Annotated in this window: 16 protein-coding genes; 9 read left to right on the top strand and 7 right to left on the bottom strand. The window is 73.1% G+C overall.

Annotated features, from left to right (window positions below):
* Positions 1 to 85 precede the first annotated feature (85 nt).
* The gene (locus DPM19_RS19540; RefSeq protein ID WP_111869407.1) at positions 86 to 973 is read left to right on the top strand and encodes an alpha/beta fold hydrolase; all 888 of its coding nucleotides are present in this window, start codon (positions 86 to 88) and stop codon (positions 971 to 973) included.
* Between the two features lie 49 nt (positions 974 to 1,022).
* Positions 1,023 to 1,940 carry an oxygenase MpaB family protein gene (locus DPM19_RS19535; RefSeq protein WP_111869406.1) on the top strand — a complete coding sequence of 306 codons (918 nt, stop codon included), beginning with the start codon at positions 1,023 to 1,025 and terminating at the stop codon, positions 1,938 to 1,940.
* On the opposite strand, the gene DPM19_RS19530 is transcribed toward DPM19_RS19535, so the two are convergent.
* Genes DPM19_RS19530 through DPM19_RS19520 form a run of 3 tightly spaced genes read right to left on the bottom strand, consistent with a single transcriptional unit; the run spans position 1,927 to position 4,219 of the window.
* Positions 1,927 to 2,775 (bottom strand): RecB family exonuclease, encoded by an 849-nt coding sequence (locus DPM19_RS19530; protein ID WP_111869405.1) that lies wholly within the window; start codon positions 2,773 to 2,775, stop codon positions 1,927 to 1,929. The two genes, DPM19_RS19535 and DPM19_RS19530, sit on opposite strands and share 14 nt — an antisense overlap.
* A gap of 19 nt (positions 2,776 to 2,794) precedes the next feature.
* On the bottom strand, positions 2,795 to 3,538 hold the full coding sequence (locus DPM19_RS19525; RefSeq protein ID WP_111869642.1) for an MBL fold metallo-hydrolase: 744 nt from the start codon (positions 3,536 to 3,538) through the stop codon (positions 2,795 to 2,797).
* 51 nt (positions 3,539 to 3,589) lie between these two features.
* Positions 3,590 to 4,219 carry a DUF6758 family protein gene (locus tag DPM19_RS19520; protein WP_111869404.1) on the bottom strand — a complete coding sequence of 210 codons (630 nt, stop codon included), beginning with the start codon at positions 4,217 to 4,219 and terminating at the stop codon, positions 3,590 to 3,592.
* 64 nt (positions 4,220 to 4,283) lie between these two features.
* Between DPM19_RS19520 and DPM19_RS19515 the strand changes: the two genes are divergently transcribed.
* The 3 genes from DPM19_RS19515 to DPM19_RS19505 are packed head-to-tail and all read left to right on the top strand — an operon-like array spanning position 4,284 to position 6,540.
* Complete coding sequence (locus DPM19_RS19515) at positions 4,284 to 4,709, top strand: NUDIX hydrolase (protein ID WP_111869403.1); 426 nt, start codon at positions 4,284 to 4,286, stop codon at positions 4,707 to 4,709.
* A 14-nt stretch (positions 4,710 to 4,723) separates the two neighbouring features.
* Entirely contained in the window at positions 4,724 to 5,377 is a 654-nt protein-coding gene (gene pnuC / locus DPM19_RS19510; RefSeq protein WP_111869641.1) for a nicotinamide riboside transporter PnuC, read from the top strand.
* Positions 5,374 to 6,540 (top strand): AAA family ATPase, encoded by a 1,167-nt coding sequence (locus tag DPM19_RS19505; protein ID WP_111869402.1) that lies wholly within the window; start codon positions 5,374 to 5,376, stop codon positions 6,538 to 6,540. Before pnuC ends, DPM19_RS19505 begins: the two co-directional genes overlap by 4 nt.
* On the opposite strand, the gene DPM19_RS19500 is transcribed toward DPM19_RS19505, so the two are convergent.
* Together DPM19_RS19500 and DPM19_RS19495 are read right to left on the bottom strand one after the other, a co-directional pair.
* Positions 6,497 to 7,510: a CPBP family intramembrane glutamic endopeptidase gene (locus DPM19_RS19500; RefSeq protein ID WP_111869401.1), complete on the bottom strand. Its 1,014-nt coding sequence runs from the start codon at positions 7,508 to 7,510 to the stop codon at positions 6,497 to 6,499. The genes DPM19_RS19505 and DPM19_RS19500 overlap by 44 nt on opposite strands.
* A 631-nt stretch (positions 7,511 to 8,141) precedes the next feature.
* Positions 8,142 to 9,083: an HpcH/HpaI aldolase/citrate lyase family protein gene (locus DPM19_RS19495; RefSeq protein ID WP_111869400.1), complete on the bottom strand. Its 942-nt coding sequence runs from the start codon at positions 9,081 to 9,083 to the stop codon at positions 8,142 to 8,144.
* Between the two features lie 65 nt (positions 9,084 to 9,148).
* Here DPM19_RS19495 and DPM19_RS19490 point away from each other — a divergent pair, with 65 nt between their 5' ends.
* Positions 9,149 to 9,661, top strand: a complete 513-nt coding sequence (locus DPM19_RS19490) for a hypothetical protein (protein WP_111869399.1) — start codon at positions 9,149 to 9,151, stop codon at positions 9,659 to 9,661.
* On the opposite strand, the gene DPM19_RS19485 is transcribed toward DPM19_RS19490, so the two are convergent.
* Positions 9,658 to 10,551 carry an RNA polymerase sigma-70 factor gene (locus DPM19_RS19485; protein WP_111869398.1) on the bottom strand — a complete coding sequence of 298 codons (894 nt, stop codon included), beginning with the start codon at positions 10,549 to 10,551 and terminating at the stop codon, positions 9,658 to 9,660. The genes DPM19_RS19490 and DPM19_RS19485 overlap by 4 nt on opposite strands.
* A gap of 114 nt (positions 10,552 to 10,665) precedes the next feature.
* Here DPM19_RS19485 and DPM19_RS19480 point away from each other — a divergent pair, with 114 nt between their 5' ends.
* From DPM19_RS19480 to DPM19_RS19470, 3 genes are all read left to right on the top strand, one after another.
* Positions 10,666 to 11,976 (top strand): magnesium transporter MgtE N-terminal domain-containing protein, encoded by a 1,311-nt coding sequence (locus DPM19_RS19480; RefSeq protein ID WP_111869397.1) that lies wholly within the window; start codon positions 10,666 to 10,668, stop codon positions 11,974 to 11,976.
* Positions 11,973 to 12,455, top strand: a complete 483-nt coding sequence (locus DPM19_RS19475) for a DUF1003 domain-containing protein (protein ID WP_199485173.1) — start codon at positions 11,973 to 11,975, stop codon at positions 12,453 to 12,455. The genes DPM19_RS19480 and DPM19_RS19475 overlap by 4 nt, the downstream gene beginning before the upstream one ends.
* Before the next feature lie 72 nt (positions 12,456 to 12,527).
* Positions 12,528 to 13,667, top strand: a complete 1,140-nt coding sequence (locus DPM19_RS19470; RefSeq protein ID WP_111869395.1) for an Mrp/NBP35 family ATP-binding protein — start codon at positions 12,528 to 12,530, stop codon at positions 13,665 to 13,667.
* A gap of 66 nt (positions 13,668 to 13,733) precedes the next feature.
* Here DPM19_RS19470 and DPM19_RS19465 read toward each other — a convergent pair whose 3' ends face one another.
* Positions 13,734 to 14,075 (bottom strand): sec-independent translocase, encoded by a 342-nt coding sequence (locus DPM19_RS19465; protein WP_111869394.1) that lies wholly within the window; start codon positions 14,073 to 14,075, stop codon positions 13,734 to 13,736.
* Positions 14,076 to 14,393: the final 318 nt, after the last annotated feature.

The raw sequence follows: 14,393 nt of genomic DNA, 5'->3' as shown, positions 1-14,393 counted from the left end.
CGCAGGTCGCCGCGGGTAACGGTGCGGCACCATCGAAATCGCCGCGATGGTGCCCCCCGCGGCCGGTTGACTAGGGTGGAGCCCTGTGAGTACGCCCCGGTTCCTGACTCTGCCCCCCGGTGTACGCCGGACGCACGTCGAAACCTCCCGCGGCCGGTTCGCCGCGCTGGAGGCGTTGCCGGGTTCGGGGGTGCCTGAGCGCTGTCCGGCCCTGCTCGTCCCGGGCTTCACCGGGAGCAAGGAAGACTTCATCGCCGTGCTGCAGACCCTCGCCCGGGCCGGCCGGCGGGTGGTGGCGATCGACATGCGCGGGCAGTACGAGACCGTGGGGCCGGACGACCCCGCGGCCTACACCTGCGCCAGCCTGGGCGCCGACATCGTGGCCCTGGCCGAGGCGCTCGGGCCCGATCCGGTGCACCTGGTCGGGCACTCCTTCGGCGGGCTGGTCACCCGGGAGGCGGTGATCTCCCGGGCCGTCCGGCTGCACTCGTACACGCTGATGAGCTCCGGCCCGGCGAACATCACCGGGCCGCGGGCCGATGACGGCCGCGCCCTGCTGGCCACCTTGCCGCAGATCGGCATCGACCAGGTGTGGTCGGTGCACATGGAGCCGCAGGCCATCGCCAAGGGCGTGCCGCCCGAGATCCTGGCCTTCCTGCGGGAGCGGATGCTCAAGAACTCCGTGCCGGGCCTGCTGGGCATGGTGCAGGAGGTGCTCAACTGCGCCGACCGGGTGGACGACCTGGCGAAGGCGCTGGAGGAGAGCGAGTTGCCGGTGCTCGTGCTCTACGGCGAGAACGACGACGCGTGGGACCCGCGCGCCCAGGCGGCGATGGCCGACCGGCTCGGCGCGGTCAAGGTGGTGATCCCCGGCGCGGCGCACTCCCCCGCCGTCGAGGCCCCGGAGACCACCGCCGGCGCGCTCACCGACTTCTGGAACCGGGCCGAGCGCATGGGCCGCTGCACCATTTAAGGAAGGTAACTGTACACTTACATGAGTTTGTCTCATGGAGGTGTGTCGCATGCAGGCGACCGTCCACGCTCCCGAGAGCGTCACCTGGCGAGTCCACATCGACCGGGCCATGTGGATCGGCGGGGTCCGCGGCCTGATGCTCCAAGCCCTGCACCCGATGGCGATGTGGGGCGTCTGGCAGAACTCCGACTTCCAGAACGACCCGTTCGGCCGATTGCAGCGCACCTCCGACTTCGTGGGCGTCTGCACCTTCGGCAGCCCTGAGGAGGCCGAGGCGGCCGGGCGGAAGGTCCGTGGCATCCACCGCCGGCTGCGCATCCGCAACCACGACACCGGCCGGGTCGAGCGGCTCGACCAGCCCGAACTGCTGCGCTGGGTGCACTGCGCCGAGGTCTTCTCCTACCTGGAGGTGGCCCGCCGCTCCGGCCTGCTGCTGACCGACGAGATGGCCGACCAGTACCTGGACGAGCAGCGCAGAGGCGGCACCTATGTCGGGTTGCATGCCGACGACCTGCCCGGCAGCGTCGCCGAGATGCGGGCGTACTTCGCCGAGATGCGGCCCCAACTGCGGGTCACCGAGGAGGCCGCGGCCACGGTGCGCTTCCTGCTCTGGCCGAAAATGCCGGAGAACCTGCGGATGCTCGCCCCGGGAAAGGCCGCCTACTTCCCGTTCGGCGCGCTCTGCTACTACTCGCTGCCCGGCTGGGCCCGCAGGATGTACGGGATACTGCCCGAGGTGCCGCAACCCGCGGTGACCGCGGCGCTGCGGTCCTTCCGGCTGGCGATGAACTCGGTGCCCGAGCCGCTGCACGACTACTCGTTCATGCAGAACACCCGCGACATGCTGGACCGCGCCCGGAGCCGGCTGAGCGCCGAGGGCTACGACCTGAGCCGCGGACTGTACGGGCTGCGCGACCCCCGGCGCTGGCCGGGCCGCCGCGCCCCGGCCCGGCTCAGTCGTCCCTGAGAGCCGCCCACGGCTCCTTACGCGGCGCGGCAGCCAGCCCCTCGGGGCAGTGCCGGGCGAAGTCGCACCAGGAGCAGAGGCTGCCCGTCCGGGGCGGGAACAGCTCCTCGCGGACCTCGTCGGGCCGCTCGCGGTAGGCCGCGTCCGCGGCGGCCGCCTCACCGGCGATCTGCTCGGCCCGGCCGATGTGGCGGCTCAGCGACTCGTCGGTGTGCTCCCAGACCGCGGTCTCACCGCTGGGCAGGTGGTGCAACTCGACCCGGTGGCAGGACCGGCGCAGCACCCGGGAGGCGGCGACGGCGTAGATCGCCAGGGCCAGCGAGCCCCGGGCGTCGTCGGAGTCCGGCACCCACCGGCCGGTCTTGTAGTCGACCACCACCAGCTCCGGCCCGCGCGCGTCGAGCCGGTCGATCCGTCCGGACACCGCGATCCGGTCGGTGCGGGTGGCGACCGTACGCTCCACCCCCACCGGCTCGTCGGCCGGGTCGAGGCCCGCCACGTACCGCTGGACCATCTCGCGGGCGCGCTCGCGCCAGGCCGCCGACTGCTCGGCGTCCCGGTAACCGTCGGTCAGCCAGCCCCGCAGGAGCAGCCCGCCGGCCGCCTCGGGGGTGCGCTCGGCCTCCGGCAGCCGCCACCAGGCGGCCAGCGCGTTGTGGACGCTCGCACCGAGGCTGTTGTGCGCCCAGGGCGGGCCCTTCTGCGGCGCCGGCCGGTCGAGGTAGGTCATCCGGTAGCGGCGCGGGCAGTCGAGCCAGCTGTTCAGCCGTGAGGGCGTGCAGGAGTACAGCCGCTGCGGCATGCCCTCGAAGCCGAGCTGCGTTCCGGCGCTCATCGCCCGCCGTCCGCCCGACTCAGTCCTCGTCGGACTCGCGAGCGAGGGCGCCCCAGCTCTCCCAGCGGGCGTCCTCGTCGGCGACCGTGGTCTCGTCGCCCTGGCCGGGCAGGACCCGGGTGTCCTTGGGCAGCGGGGTGATCAGCGAGCCGATCGAGTTCAGCTGCCGGCGCAGGTCGTTGAAGACACCGCCGATCGAGCCCGGCCGGCCCCGGTGCAGCGTGTCGCCGGTGAACAGGACGTCCAGCTGCTCGCAGTAGAGGGAGACGCTGCCGGGGGTGTGGCCCGGAGTGTGGTGGACCTCCAGCTGCACGTCGGCGATCTCGAAGACCCCGCCGTCCTCCAGGTAGATGTCCGGCTCCAACGACCGCAGCGCCTTGGCGTCCTCCTCGTCCTCCTCGTCGCGGGCGAGGCGGCCGAAGTACTCGCGCCACAGCAGCCGGTCGGCGCGGTGCAACGCGATGGGGGCGGCGAAGCCGTCCTCGTCATCGTCGTCGCCCTCGTCGTCGTCGGCGTCGCCGGTCTCGGCCTCCGCCACCTCGATCGCGACGTTCAGATGAGCGTCGTGCCCGTCGGTGCAGATGACCGCCATGACCTCGCGGTCACCGACCGCCTTGAGGATCGCCTCGGCGTCGTGCGCCGGGTCGATCACGATGACCTCTTCGTCGTCGCCGACGATGTAGGTGTTGCTCTCGACGTCGTACTCGGTGTCGTCCAGGGTGCACTTACCCGACGTCGTCACCTGTTCAATGCGCGCGTCCACGGTGAGCAACCCTACCCACAAAGCCGCGCGGTCGGGGCCGGCGCCGGCGGGTCACTGGTCGAGTCGGGGGCTGAGGGCGCCGAAGGGCAGGTCGAGGTCCATTCCGGGCTCGCGCAAGTCGATCAGCCCGGCGGGTTCGAGGACGAGCATCCCGGCGTCGGCCGGCCAGAAGACGGCCCAGAGCCAGTTGCCCATCGCCTCGCCCGCGTAGGCGGCGCGGTCGGGCGGGGCCCGCAGCGCCCACATCGGCACCGGATGGCCGCGGACGTCGACCTTGGCGTGCGGCACGCCCCGCCCACAGCCGTCGCCCGGGTCGGCTCCGGGGAGCCCGGCGAAGTGCGCGCCCAGCCCGATGCCCATCTCCTCGGCGATGAGGAGGATGTCGGCCGGGCCGCCGGCCAGCCGGGGGCCGGAGAGCGCGACCCCGCAGGCCCGGCCGCCGGTGCGCCCGTCGCCGGCGTGCACGAACCCGGTGACGAGCCAGCCGGCCGGCAGCGGCCAGGGCAGCCATACCGGGACCCGGGCGTCGCGCAGGACGGCGGCCAGCCCCGCGGCCGACGCGCTGCGGACCGGCTGCCAGGGCAGTACGGCGCCGTGTACGGAACACGTCCAGTCGCTCGACCATGGATTGGGTGCGTTGACTTGCCCGCCGCATCGCGGGCACCTGGGCTCCGCTTTCATGGTTACCCACCGTCGTCGCTCGGACGCCGACTCGTCAAGTCGCAGGCCGGGCAGAATCAGACCCATGCGGGTGCGCTGCGTGGGAGCGATCATCAGGGACTCCGGGCGGCTGCTGCTGATCCGCCGGGGCCGGCCGCCCGGGGCGGGGCTGTGGTCGCTGCCCGGCGGGCGGGTGGAGCCGGGCGAGTCCGACGTCGCCGCCGTGGTCCGGGAGGTGCGCGAGGAGACCGGCCTCCTGGTGCGGCCGGGCCGGCTGGTCGGGACGGTGGAGCGCCCGGGACCGGGGAACGTGATCTACGAGATCTTCGACTACGCGGCGGTCGTGGACCCGGCCGGGCCGGTCGTGCCGCGGGCGGGCGACGACGCGGCGGACGCCCGCTGGGCGGGGCCTGGTGAGCTGCTGTCCCTTCAGCTGACCTCCGGCCTGCTGGACGTCCTGGCAGAATGGGACATATGGGACGCCGACTGTTATCGTCTCTTTGACGATTAATGATCGGAGTCTCGATGTCCGTGAACGTCCCCCTGGGCCCCCTGCTCGACCCCGCCTTCCACCTCGGTCAGACCCCCACCAGCTGGGCCGAACTACTCGGCTTCGGCACCGGCGTGGTCACCGTGTGGTTCGTGGTCCGCCAGAACATCCTCAACTGGCCGCTCGGCCTGGCCAACGTGATCCTGCTGGGCCTGGTCTTCCTCGACAGCGGGCTGTACGCGGACGCCGGGCTGCAGATCGTCTACGTCGCGTTGCAGGCGTACGGCTGGTGGCAGTGGCTGCACGGCGGCCGGGACCACGGGCCGCTGGCCGTCACCCGAACCACCCGCGCCGAGTGGGCCGCCCTGCTGACCGCGGGCGCCCTCACCGCCGCCGCGCTGACCTGGCTGCTCAGCACCCACACCGACTCCACCGTGCCGTTCTGGGACGCCACCACCACCGCGATCTCGCTCATGGCCACCTACGGGCAGTGCCGCAAGCGGCTGGAGTCGTGGTGGCTGTGGATCACCGCCGACCTGATCTACATCCCGCTCTACGCCCACAAGGGGCTCCACCTGACCAGCGGGCTGTACGTGATCTTCCTGGGGCTGTGCGTCCTGGGGCTGCTCTCCTGGCGCGCCGACCTGCGCATCCGCACCACCGCCGCCCCGGCCGGAGCCACCGCATGACCTTCCGGCACGGGCTGGTGATCGGCAAGTTCTACCCGCCGCACGCCGGCCACCACCATCTGATCGACACCGCGGCGGCGCGCTGCGCCCGGCTGACGGTCGTGGTCGCGGCATCGCCGGTGGAGAGCGTCCCGCTGGCGCTGCGCACGGCCTGGCTGCGCGAGGCGCACCCCCAGCCGCAGGTCGAAATCGTCCCGGTGGTCGACGACGTCGAGATCGACTACGACTCGGACGAGATCTGGGCCGCCCACGTGGCGGCGTTCCGGAACGGGCTGGCGCTGGCCGCGGGCACCGGGACCGGCGCGCTCGACCGGCCGGAGGTGGACGCGGTGTTCAGCTCCGAGCCCTACGGCCCGGAACTGGCCCGGCGGTTCGGTGCGGCACACGTACCGGTCGACCCGCCCCGGCGACGGCACCCCGTCAGCGGTACGGCCGTCCGCGCGGACCCGGCCGGCCGGTGGGAGTGGCTGTCCCCGCCGGTCCGGGCGTACCTGGCCCGCCGCGTCGTGGTGGTCGGCGCGGAGTCCAGTGGGACCACCACCCTGGCCCGGGCACTGGCCGCGCACTACGCCGCCCGGGGCGGGGCCTGGGCGGCGACCCGGTGGGTGCCCGAGTACGGCCGGACCTACTGCGAGGAGAAGCTGGCCGCGGCCCGCCGGGCCACCGGCCGGCCGGACCTGTGGCTGGACGACCTGGACTGGGAGACCGCGGAGTTCACGCTCATCGGCGAGCGGCACCTCGAGCTGGAGGACGCCTGCGCCCGGGCCGGCTCCCCGCTGCTGGTCTGCGACACCGACGCCTTCGCCACCGCGCTCTGGCACGAGCGCTACCTCGGCGCGCCGTCCCCGGAGGTCGAGCGGCTGCACGCCCGGGCACCGCACCACCTGTGGATCCTCACCGACGTCGCGGGCGTCCCGTTCGAGCAGGACGGCTGGCGGGACGGCGAGTCGATCCGGGAATGGATGCACGGGCGGTTCCGCGCCGAACTCCGGCGCCGCGGGCTGCCCCACCTCGAGGTGACCGGGCCGCACGAGCGGCGGCTGGCGGCGGCGGTGCGCGCCGTCGACGACCTGCTGGACCGGGGCTGGGAGTTCGGCGAACCGCTGCGGCCGGGCGAGCTCAGCTCGCCGGGACCGGAGCCCGATCACCTGCCGGCGGGCTGACCGTGGCGACCCGCCGCCACCGGGCGGCGAACACCACCAGCGCGCCGTAGACCGCCAGCGGGATCAGGTCGGCGATCACCGTCTGCAGCGGCACATCCCCCTGCTGCAACGCGGAGTCGAGCTGGCCGAACGCGGCGATCAGCCAGAACGCCATCAGGTTGTTGAAGACGTGGATCGCAATCGACGCCTCCAGCCCCCCGGTGCGCACCGCCAACCAGCCGGCCAGCACCGCGAAACCGAAGATGTCGAGCAGCCCCCAGCCGGTGTAGCCGTGCCCCGCGGTGAACAGCACCCCGCTTACCGCGATGGCGGGCCAAGGGGTACGGAACACCGCGCTCGCCGCCCGGCCGATCCGGCCGGTCCGCGTCTCCAGCGTGCACGCCGCGATGCCCTGGAGCAGCCAGCCCCGGAAGACGTACTCCTCGGCGGTCGCCTGAAACGGCACCAGCAGCAGGATCAGCACGGCCGGCAGCAGGAACTCCGACCAGCCCACCCAGTGCTCCGGCTCGGCCGGGGGCGCGGTCGGGAACAGTTCCTCGACCAGGTAGGCCAAGCCCACCGAGAGCAGGCACGCCACGACGGCCAGCCCGCAGCACAGCAGCAGCCAGCGCCAGCGCAGCCGGCCCAGCACCGAGGAGAGGGTGCCCGGCCTGCGCCGCTGCACGACCCAGGCGGCGAACAGCACCGGCGGGATGAAGACCGCCAGCAGGACGAGTTGCAGGGCCAGGTCGGCGGTCGGGTCACCGAGGATCTCGGTCTCGCTGAGGACGGGTTCGCCACCGCCGGTCGCGAAGTGGATCACGGCCACCGCCACGCCCGCCGGGATCATCAGCGCGATGGCCGAGACGAGGATCAGCAGCGAGCCCACCAGCAGACGCCACCAGCGGTGCAGCGGAGTGCGGGCCAGCCGGTGATACGGGCTGCCGGGCGGGGCCGGGACCGTCCACACCGGCCGCGGCGCCGGTCGCATCGGGTACCCGGGCGGCGCGTATCCGGCCGGCGGGTACCCCGGGGCGGCCTGCCACGGGCCACCGCCCGGCACGGGACCGGACGGGTAGGCCGGGGCACCGCCCGGAACCGGACCGGACGAATACGACGGGACGCCTCCCGGGGACTGGCCCGGCGGGTAGGCCGGAACACCCTCCGGAACCGGACCGGACGAATACGGCGAAGCACCGTCCGGAGACTGGCCGGGCGGGTACGGCGGAACGCCCTCCGGGGACTGGCCCGGCGGGTACGGCGAAGCACCGTCCGGAGACTGGCCGGGCCAGTAGGTCGGGGCGCCCTCCGGAACCGGACCGGACGAGTATGGCGGGGCGCCGTCTGGGGCCGGGCCGGGCGGGTACGGCGGGGCGCCGTCTGGGGCCGGGCCGGACGAGTACGGCGGGGCGCCGTCCGGGGCCGGCGGCCGGTCGCCCGCCGGGTACGGCGCGGGGGCGGGTGGGCGCGGCGGCGTGTCGCCCGGAACGGGGCCGTGCGGCCGGTCGCCGCCCGGGTGTCCCCCGGAGTCGGGCGGAGTCCAGCCGTCGGTGTCGTGCTGATCGGTCACCGGGACCCCCGCTCGATCATGTCCGCCCTCTACTCGAAATCGTATGCGGCGGTCACCGGTCGGGAGGCGTGAAGGCCGTGGTGCGGGTAAGGCCCGCCGCCCGGCCCTTGGCCGCGATCACCAACGCCATCTTCCGGGACGCCTCGTCGATCATCTCGTCTCCGAGGGTCGCCGCGCCGCGCTTCTCGACGGTCGTGTGGTACTCGTACGCGTCCAGGATCAGTTCAGCGTGGTCGTAGTCCTCCTGGCCGGGCGAGAACACCTCGTTGGCGGCGTCGATCTGCGCCGGGTGCAGCACCCACTTGCCGTCGAAGCCCAGCGCCGCCGAGCGCCGGGCCACCCGGGTGAACGCCTCGACGTCCCGCACGTTGAAGTAGGGCCCGTCCACGGCCTGGAGGTCGTGCGCGCGGGCGGCCAGCAGGATGCGCATCAGGATGTGGTGGTAGGCGTCGCCCTCGGTGTAGCCCGGCGGCTGCTCCCCCACCACCAGCGTCCGCATGTTGATCGAGGCCATGAAGTCACCCGGCCCGAACACCAGCGCCTCCAGCCGGGGCGACGCGGCGGCGATCGCGTCGATGTTGGTCATCCCCCGGGCGTCCTCGATCTGCGCCTCGATGCCGATCCGGCCCGGCTCGTATCCCATCGCCGTCTCGATCTGGGTGAGCAGCAGGTCCAGCCACTGGACGTGCGAGGCGTCCTGCACCTTGGGCAGCATCACGCAGTCGAGGTTGGCGCCGGCCCCCTCGACCACCTCGATGACGTCCCGGTAGGTCCAGTGGGTGGACAGGTCGTTCACCCGGACCACCCGGGTGCGCCCGTCCCAGCCGCCCTCGTTGAGCGCGGCCACCACGGTGTTGCGGGCCTCCTCCTTGACCGCGGGGGCGACGGCGTCCTCCAGGTCGAGGAAGAACTCGTCGACCGGCAGCCCGCGCGCCTTCTCGATGAAGCGCGGGTTGCTGCCCGGCACGGCCAGGGTCGAACGGCGAGAGCGCATGGACCTGCCTTCCTGGGAGGTTCGCCCGGATGTTACCGGGGGCCCGCCCGTGAGAGCCTGGCGGTATGGACGACGTCGACGCCGCGCTGGTCGAGGAGGCCGCCAAGAAGTCCGGCCTGCTCTGGCTGGCGCTGCCCGATCTGCCGCAGCCGCGCGCCGCCTGGCACCTCTGGCACGACGGTGCCGCGTACGTGCTGACCGGCGGCGAGGGCGAGCAGCCGCTGCCCGGCCTGCCCGAGGCCGACCGGGTGCGGGTCACGGTGCGCAGCAAGGACAAGGGCGGCCGGCTGGTCACCTGGGAGGCCGCGTGCTCCCAGGTGGAGCCGGGTTCGGAGCTGTGGGACGCGGTGACGCCGCTGCTGGCCAAGGAGCGGCTGAACGCCTCCCACGAGGGCCTGGTGGAGCGCTGGGCCGAGCAGTCGTACGTGATCCGGCTGGCCCCGACCGGCACGGTGTTCGAGGCCCCGGGCGGGCAGCCCGACGACTACGCGGCGGTCCGTCCCGTGCCCACCCCGGCCACCACGGCCGGCCCGCCGCCCCGCCTGCTCGGCCGCAAGCGCCGCCGGGCCGACCGCTAGCGGTCGAGCACCCGCCCCTCGGCCAGGGCGCGGAGCTTGTCGGGGTTGGCCACCAGATGGACGGCCTGCACCCGGCCGGCGGTGTCGACGTCGACGGTGAGCGTGGAGATGGGGCCGGCCGGCCCGTCGATCACCAGCCCGGGCATCCCGTTGATGTCGGCGCGCCGGACCCGCATGTCCTCGGGCCGCACCCCGGCGTACCCCTGCCCGACGGTCCCCTGCATCCAGCGGGCCACCTTGTCGGCGCCCCGGACCACCCGCCGCGCCGCCCGGACCTTGCCGCCGCCGTCCGTCCACAGCGCGACGTCCGGGGCCAGCACCTCCATCAGCGCGTTGATGTCACCGCCGATCGCCGCGGCGAGGAACCGCTCGACGGCCACCTCGCGCTCGGCCCGGCCGGTCTCGACCCGGGGGCGGCGCGCCTCCACGTGCTTGCGCGCCCGGGTGCCGAGCTGCCGGACCGACTCGGGCGTCCGGTCCAGCGCGGTGGCGATCTCGGCGTACGGGAAACCGAACACCTCGCGCAGCACGAACACCGCGCGCTCCAGCGGGGTGAGCGTCTCCAGCACCACGAGCATGGCCATCGACACCGACTCGGCCAGCTCGACGTCCTCGGCGACGTCCGGGGCGGTGAGCACGGGCTCGGGCAGCCAGGGCCCCACGTACGACTCGCGCCGGGCCCGCGCCGACCGCAGCCGGTCCAGCGCCAGGTTGCCCGCGATCCGGACCAGGTAGGCCTTCGGGTCGGTGACGCCGGACCGGTCGGCCGACGACCAGCGCAGCCAGGCGTCCTGGACGACGTCCTCGGCGTCGGCCACCGTGCCGAGCATGCGGTACGCCACCGCGAACAGCAGCTCGCGATGTTCCTGGAAGTCCTGGTCGGTGTCCATCTTCGTCGCTCCTGTCGCCGCCGCCGGCGGGCCGGGGTCCCTGTTACGAAGACGACCCGCACGCCCGGGACGTGACATCCGGTAAGCCTACGGATCGCGGGTAATGTCGGGGCCATGAGCGGCTTCCCGACGCGGGTCTTCATCGCCCGGCTGGCCGGAATCGCCGTGTTCGACCCGCTCGGCGACCAGGTGGGCCGGGTCCGCGACGTCGTCGTCGCGCTGGGCGGCGGCAAGCGCCCGCCCCGGGTGCTGGGGCTGGTCGTGGAGGTGCAGCCGAGGCGGCCGGTCTTCCTGCCGATCACCCGGGTGACCACGATCGACTCCGACGCCATCATCTTCGACGGGCGGTTGAACGTGCGCCGGTTCCAGCAGCGTGAGGCCGAGACGCTGGCCATCGCCGAGATGCTCGACCGCCGGGTCCGGCTGCCCGACACCGGCGCCGAGCGGGTCGTGGTGGACGTGGCGATGGAGCCGACCCGCACCCGCGACTGGCACATCACCAAGATCGCCGTCCAGCCGGCGGGCCGGGGGCTGCGCCGCCGCCGGGGCCCCGTCTCCGTCGTCGACTGGGACGCGGTCACCGAGCTGTCCACCCCGGAGGAGGACCAGGGCGCGGCGGGGCTGGTCGCCACGTTCGAGAAGATGAAGGCCGCCGACCTGGCGCACGTCATCCACGAGCTCACCGAGAAGCGGCGGGCCGAGGTCGCCGCGGCCCTGAATGACGAGCGGCTCGCCGACGTCCTGGAGGAACTGCCCGAGGACGACCAGGTGGAGATACTCGGCAAGCTCGGCTCCGACCGCGCCGCCGACGTACTCGACGCCATGGACCCCGACGACGCCGCCGACCTGCTCAACGAGCTGCCACCGGCGCAGCGCGAGCGGCTGCTGGCGCTGATGGAGCCCGAGGAGGCCGCCCCGGTGCGGCGGCTGCTGACCTACGCCGAGAACACCGCCGGCGGGCTGATGACCTCCGAACCGGTGATCGTGCCGCCGGACGCCACCGTGGCCGACGCGCTGGCACGGGTCCGCAACCCCGACCTCACCCCGGCGCTGGCCGCCCAGGTGTACGTGGCCCGGCCGCCGATGGAGACCCCGACCGGCCGCTACCTGGGCACCGTCCACTTCCAGCGGTTGCTGCGCGAACCCCCGTCCACCCTGGTCGGCGGGCTGCTCGACAGCGAGCTGGGCGCGCTGCGGCCGGCCCTGTCGCTGGAGGCGGTGGCCTGCCACCTGGCGACCTACAACCTGGTCTCCGCGGCGGTGGTCGACGAGTCGGGGCACCTGCACGGCGCCGTCACCATCGACGACGTGCTCGACCACCTGCTGCCCGAGGACTGGCGGGAGACCGTGATGGACGCGATCGCCGAAGAGCACGGACCCGACCCCGAGGAAGAGGCCCTCCGCGGCGCAGGGGGGCGGGCGTGAACGGACGGCTCGACCAGCCGCTGCAGTCGCGGCGGGCCCTGCTGCCGCGCCCGCACTACGACCCCGAGTCGTTCGGCCGGGTGTCGGAGCGGATCGCCCGGTTCCTGGGCACCGCCCGGTTCCTGGTGTACATGACGGGGTTCGTCGCGTTCTGGATCGGCTGGAACATCTTCGCCCCCGCGCCGCTGAAGTTCGACCCGTACCCGTTCATCTTCCTGACGCTGATGCTGTCGCTGCAGGCGTCGTACGCCGCGCCGCTGATCCTGCTCGCGCAGAACCGGCAGGACGACCGCGACCGGGTGCAGTTCGAGCAGGACCGGGCCCGCGGCGAGCGCAACATCTCCGACACCGAGTACCTCACCCGGGAGATCGCGGCGCTCCGGCTGGCCATGAACGAGGTCGCCACCAGGGACTTCCTGCGCTCGGAGCTCCAGCAGATGGTCAAGGAACTCGACGGCGAGCGCCGCGCCAGATCCTAGCCGCGGCTCTGGCCACGCCATTGGTGACCAGCCGATTCGCCGCGGGCGCGGACGAGTTCATACCATGGGGTCATGGCCTCCCCACTCACGATCGAGCAGGTGACCGCGGCGCTCGCGTCCGTCCAGGATCCCGAGATCCGCCGCCCCATCACCGAGCTCGAGATGGTCAAAGGCGTGGACATCTCGCCGGACGGCTCCGTCCGCGTCGGCGTCTACCTCACCGTCGCCGGCTGTCCGATGCGCGACAAGATCACCAAGGACGTCACCGCCGCGGTCGCCGCGCTGCCCGGGGTCTCCTCCGTCGAGGTCGACCTCGACGTCATGAACGACGAGCAACGCAAGGCGCTGCAGACCAAGCTGCGCGGCGGCGAGCCCGCCAAGGAGATCCCCTTCGCCAAGCCGAACTCGCTGACCAAGGTGTACGCCGTGGCCAGCGGTAAGGGCGGCGTGGGCAAGTCCTCCATCACGGTGAACCTGGCGGCGTCGCTCGCCGCCATGGGGCGCAAGGTCGGGGTGGTCGACGCCGACATCTACGGCCACTCGGTGCCGCGGATGCTCGGCGTGGACGGCCGCCCGACCAAGGTCGAAGACATGATCATGCCGCCGGCCGCGCACGACGTGAAGGTCATCTCCGTCGGCATGTTCACCGCGGGCAACCAGCCGGTGGTCTGGCGCGGGCCGATGCTGCACCGCGCGCTCCAGCAGTTCCTCGCCGACGTCTACTGGGGCGACCTCGACATCCTGCTGATGGACCTGCCGCCGGGCACCGGCGACATCGCGATCTCGGTAGCGCAGTTGCTGCCGTCCGCCGAGATCCTCGTCGTCACCACACCGCAGCAGGCCGCCGCCGAGGTGGCCGAGCGGGCCGGCGCGATCGCCGCGCAGACCCACCAGCAGGTGGCCGGCGTGATCGAGAACATGTCCTACCTGCCCTGCCCGCACTGCGGCGAGCGGACCGAGATCTTCGGCTCCGGCGGCGGCCAGACGGTGGCCGACGCGCTCACCCAGACGCTGGGCGCCCGGGTGCCGCTGCTCGGCCAGGTGCCGATCGACCCCCGGCTGCGCGAGGGCGGCGACACCGGCCGGCCACTGGTGCTGGACGACCCCGACGCCGAGGCCGCCAAGGAACTGCGCACCATCGCCGACAAGCTCGCCGGCCGCAGCCGCGGCCTGGTCGGCCGATCTCTGGGCATCTCCCCCGCCGGACGCTGACCCGCCCGGCACGAGAACGCCGGAAGGCCCCGCACAACCCTGTCGCGCGGGGCCTTCCGGCGTTTCTCAGGTCGCCTCGGCGTCGAACGGCGGGCGCTCGCCGTACTCGAGCTCGAAGTCGTCGGGGTGGCCCCCCACGGGTTCGAGCCGCTCGGGGCGACGGTCGTCGTCCACGTCGTCGAACAGGTGCTTGCGGACGAACGTCTTGGGATGCAGGTCGGCGATGTCGAAGTCTTTGAACTCCGGGCCGAGCCCATCCTGAAGATCCTGCTTGGCGTTGTTGGCCATCGAGCGGATCTGCCGCAGGGTCCGGCCCGCCTGCGCCGCCGCCTGGGGCAACCTGTCGCCGAAGATGACCAGTGCCAGCAACACAAGGACGATCATCTCGCCGAGACCGACGTCAAACACCCGACCTCCACCGAACAGCAGGGGGCCGAGCCCGTTCGGGCCCGGCCCCCTCAGGGTATCCCCGTACAGGTCACCCCGGACAAAACACCTGGTGAACGAGCCCGTCAGGCCGTGCTCACCACGCCCTCACCTCACTCGGTCGCTACGCGGACCGCTCGTCCCGCACGGGCCGCTCCGCTCCCTCACTCGGCTCAGGCCGTGCTCACCACGCCCTCACCTCACTCGACTCAGGCGGCGCCCAGGACGACGTCGACCGTGCTTTCCTTGCCGTCGCGCTGGTAGGTGACCTTGATCCGGTCGCCCGGCGCCTTGCTGGTG

It is taken from the genome of Actinomadura craniellae, assembly GCF_003289645.1.
GTDB lineage: Bacteria > Actinomycetota > Actinomycetes > Streptosporangiales > Streptosporangiaceae > Actinomadura_D > Actinomadura_D craniellae.
Note: the sequence above shows the minus strand (reverse complement) of the source record. Positions and strands in the feature narration are given on the sequence as shown.

Bases quoted from the DNA above. Each gene is read 5' to 3' on its own strand.
- DPM19_RS19535 (WP_111869406.1), top strand. From the start codon at position 1,023: ATGCAGGCGACCGTCCACGCTCCCGAGAGCGTCACCTGGCGAGTCCAC.
- DPM19_RS19530 (WP_111869405.1), bottom strand. From the start codon at position 2,775: ATGAGCGCCGGAACGCAGCTCGGCTTCGAGGGCATGCCGCAGCGGCTG.
- DPM19_RS19520 (WP_111869404.1), bottom strand. From the start codon at position 4,219: ATGAAAGCGGAGCCCAGGTGCCCGCGATGCGGCGGGCAAGTCAACGCA.
- DPM19_RS19515 (WP_111869403.1), top strand. From the start codon at position 4,284: ATGCGGGTGCGCTGCGTGGGAGCGATCATCAGGGACTCCGGGCGGCTG.
- pnuC (WP_111869641.1), top strand. From the start codon at position 4,724: ATGTCCGTGAACGTCCCCCTGGGCCCCCTGCTCGACCCCGCCTTCCAC.
- DPM19_RS19505 (WP_111869402.1), top strand. From the start codon at position 5,374: ATGACCTTCCGGCACGGGCTGGTGATCGGCAAGTTCTACCCGCCGCAC.
- DPM19_RS19500 (WP_111869401.1), bottom strand. From the start codon at position 7,510: ATGCGACCGGCGCCGCGGCCGGTGTGGACGGTCCCGGCCCCGCCCGGC.
- DPM19_RS19495 (WP_111869400.1), bottom strand. From the start codon at position 9,083: ATGCGCTCTCGCCGTTCGACCCTGGCCGTGCCGGGCAGCAACCCGCGC.
- DPM19_RS19490 (WP_111869399.1), top strand. From the start codon at position 9,149: ATGGACGACGTCGACGCCGCGCTGGTCGAGGAGGCCGCCAAGAAGTCC.
- DPM19_RS19485 (WP_111869398.1), bottom strand. From the start codon at position 10,551: ATGGACACCGACCAGGACTTCCAGGAACATCGCGAGCTGCTGTTCGCG.
- DPM19_RS19480 (WP_111869397.1), top strand. From the start codon at position 10,666: ATGAGCGGCTTCCCGACGCGGGTCTTCATCGCCCGGCTGGCCGGAATC.
- DPM19_RS19470 (WP_111869395.1), top strand. From the start codon at position 12,528: ATGGCCTCCCCACTCACGATCGAGCAGGTGACCGCGGCGCTCGCGTCC.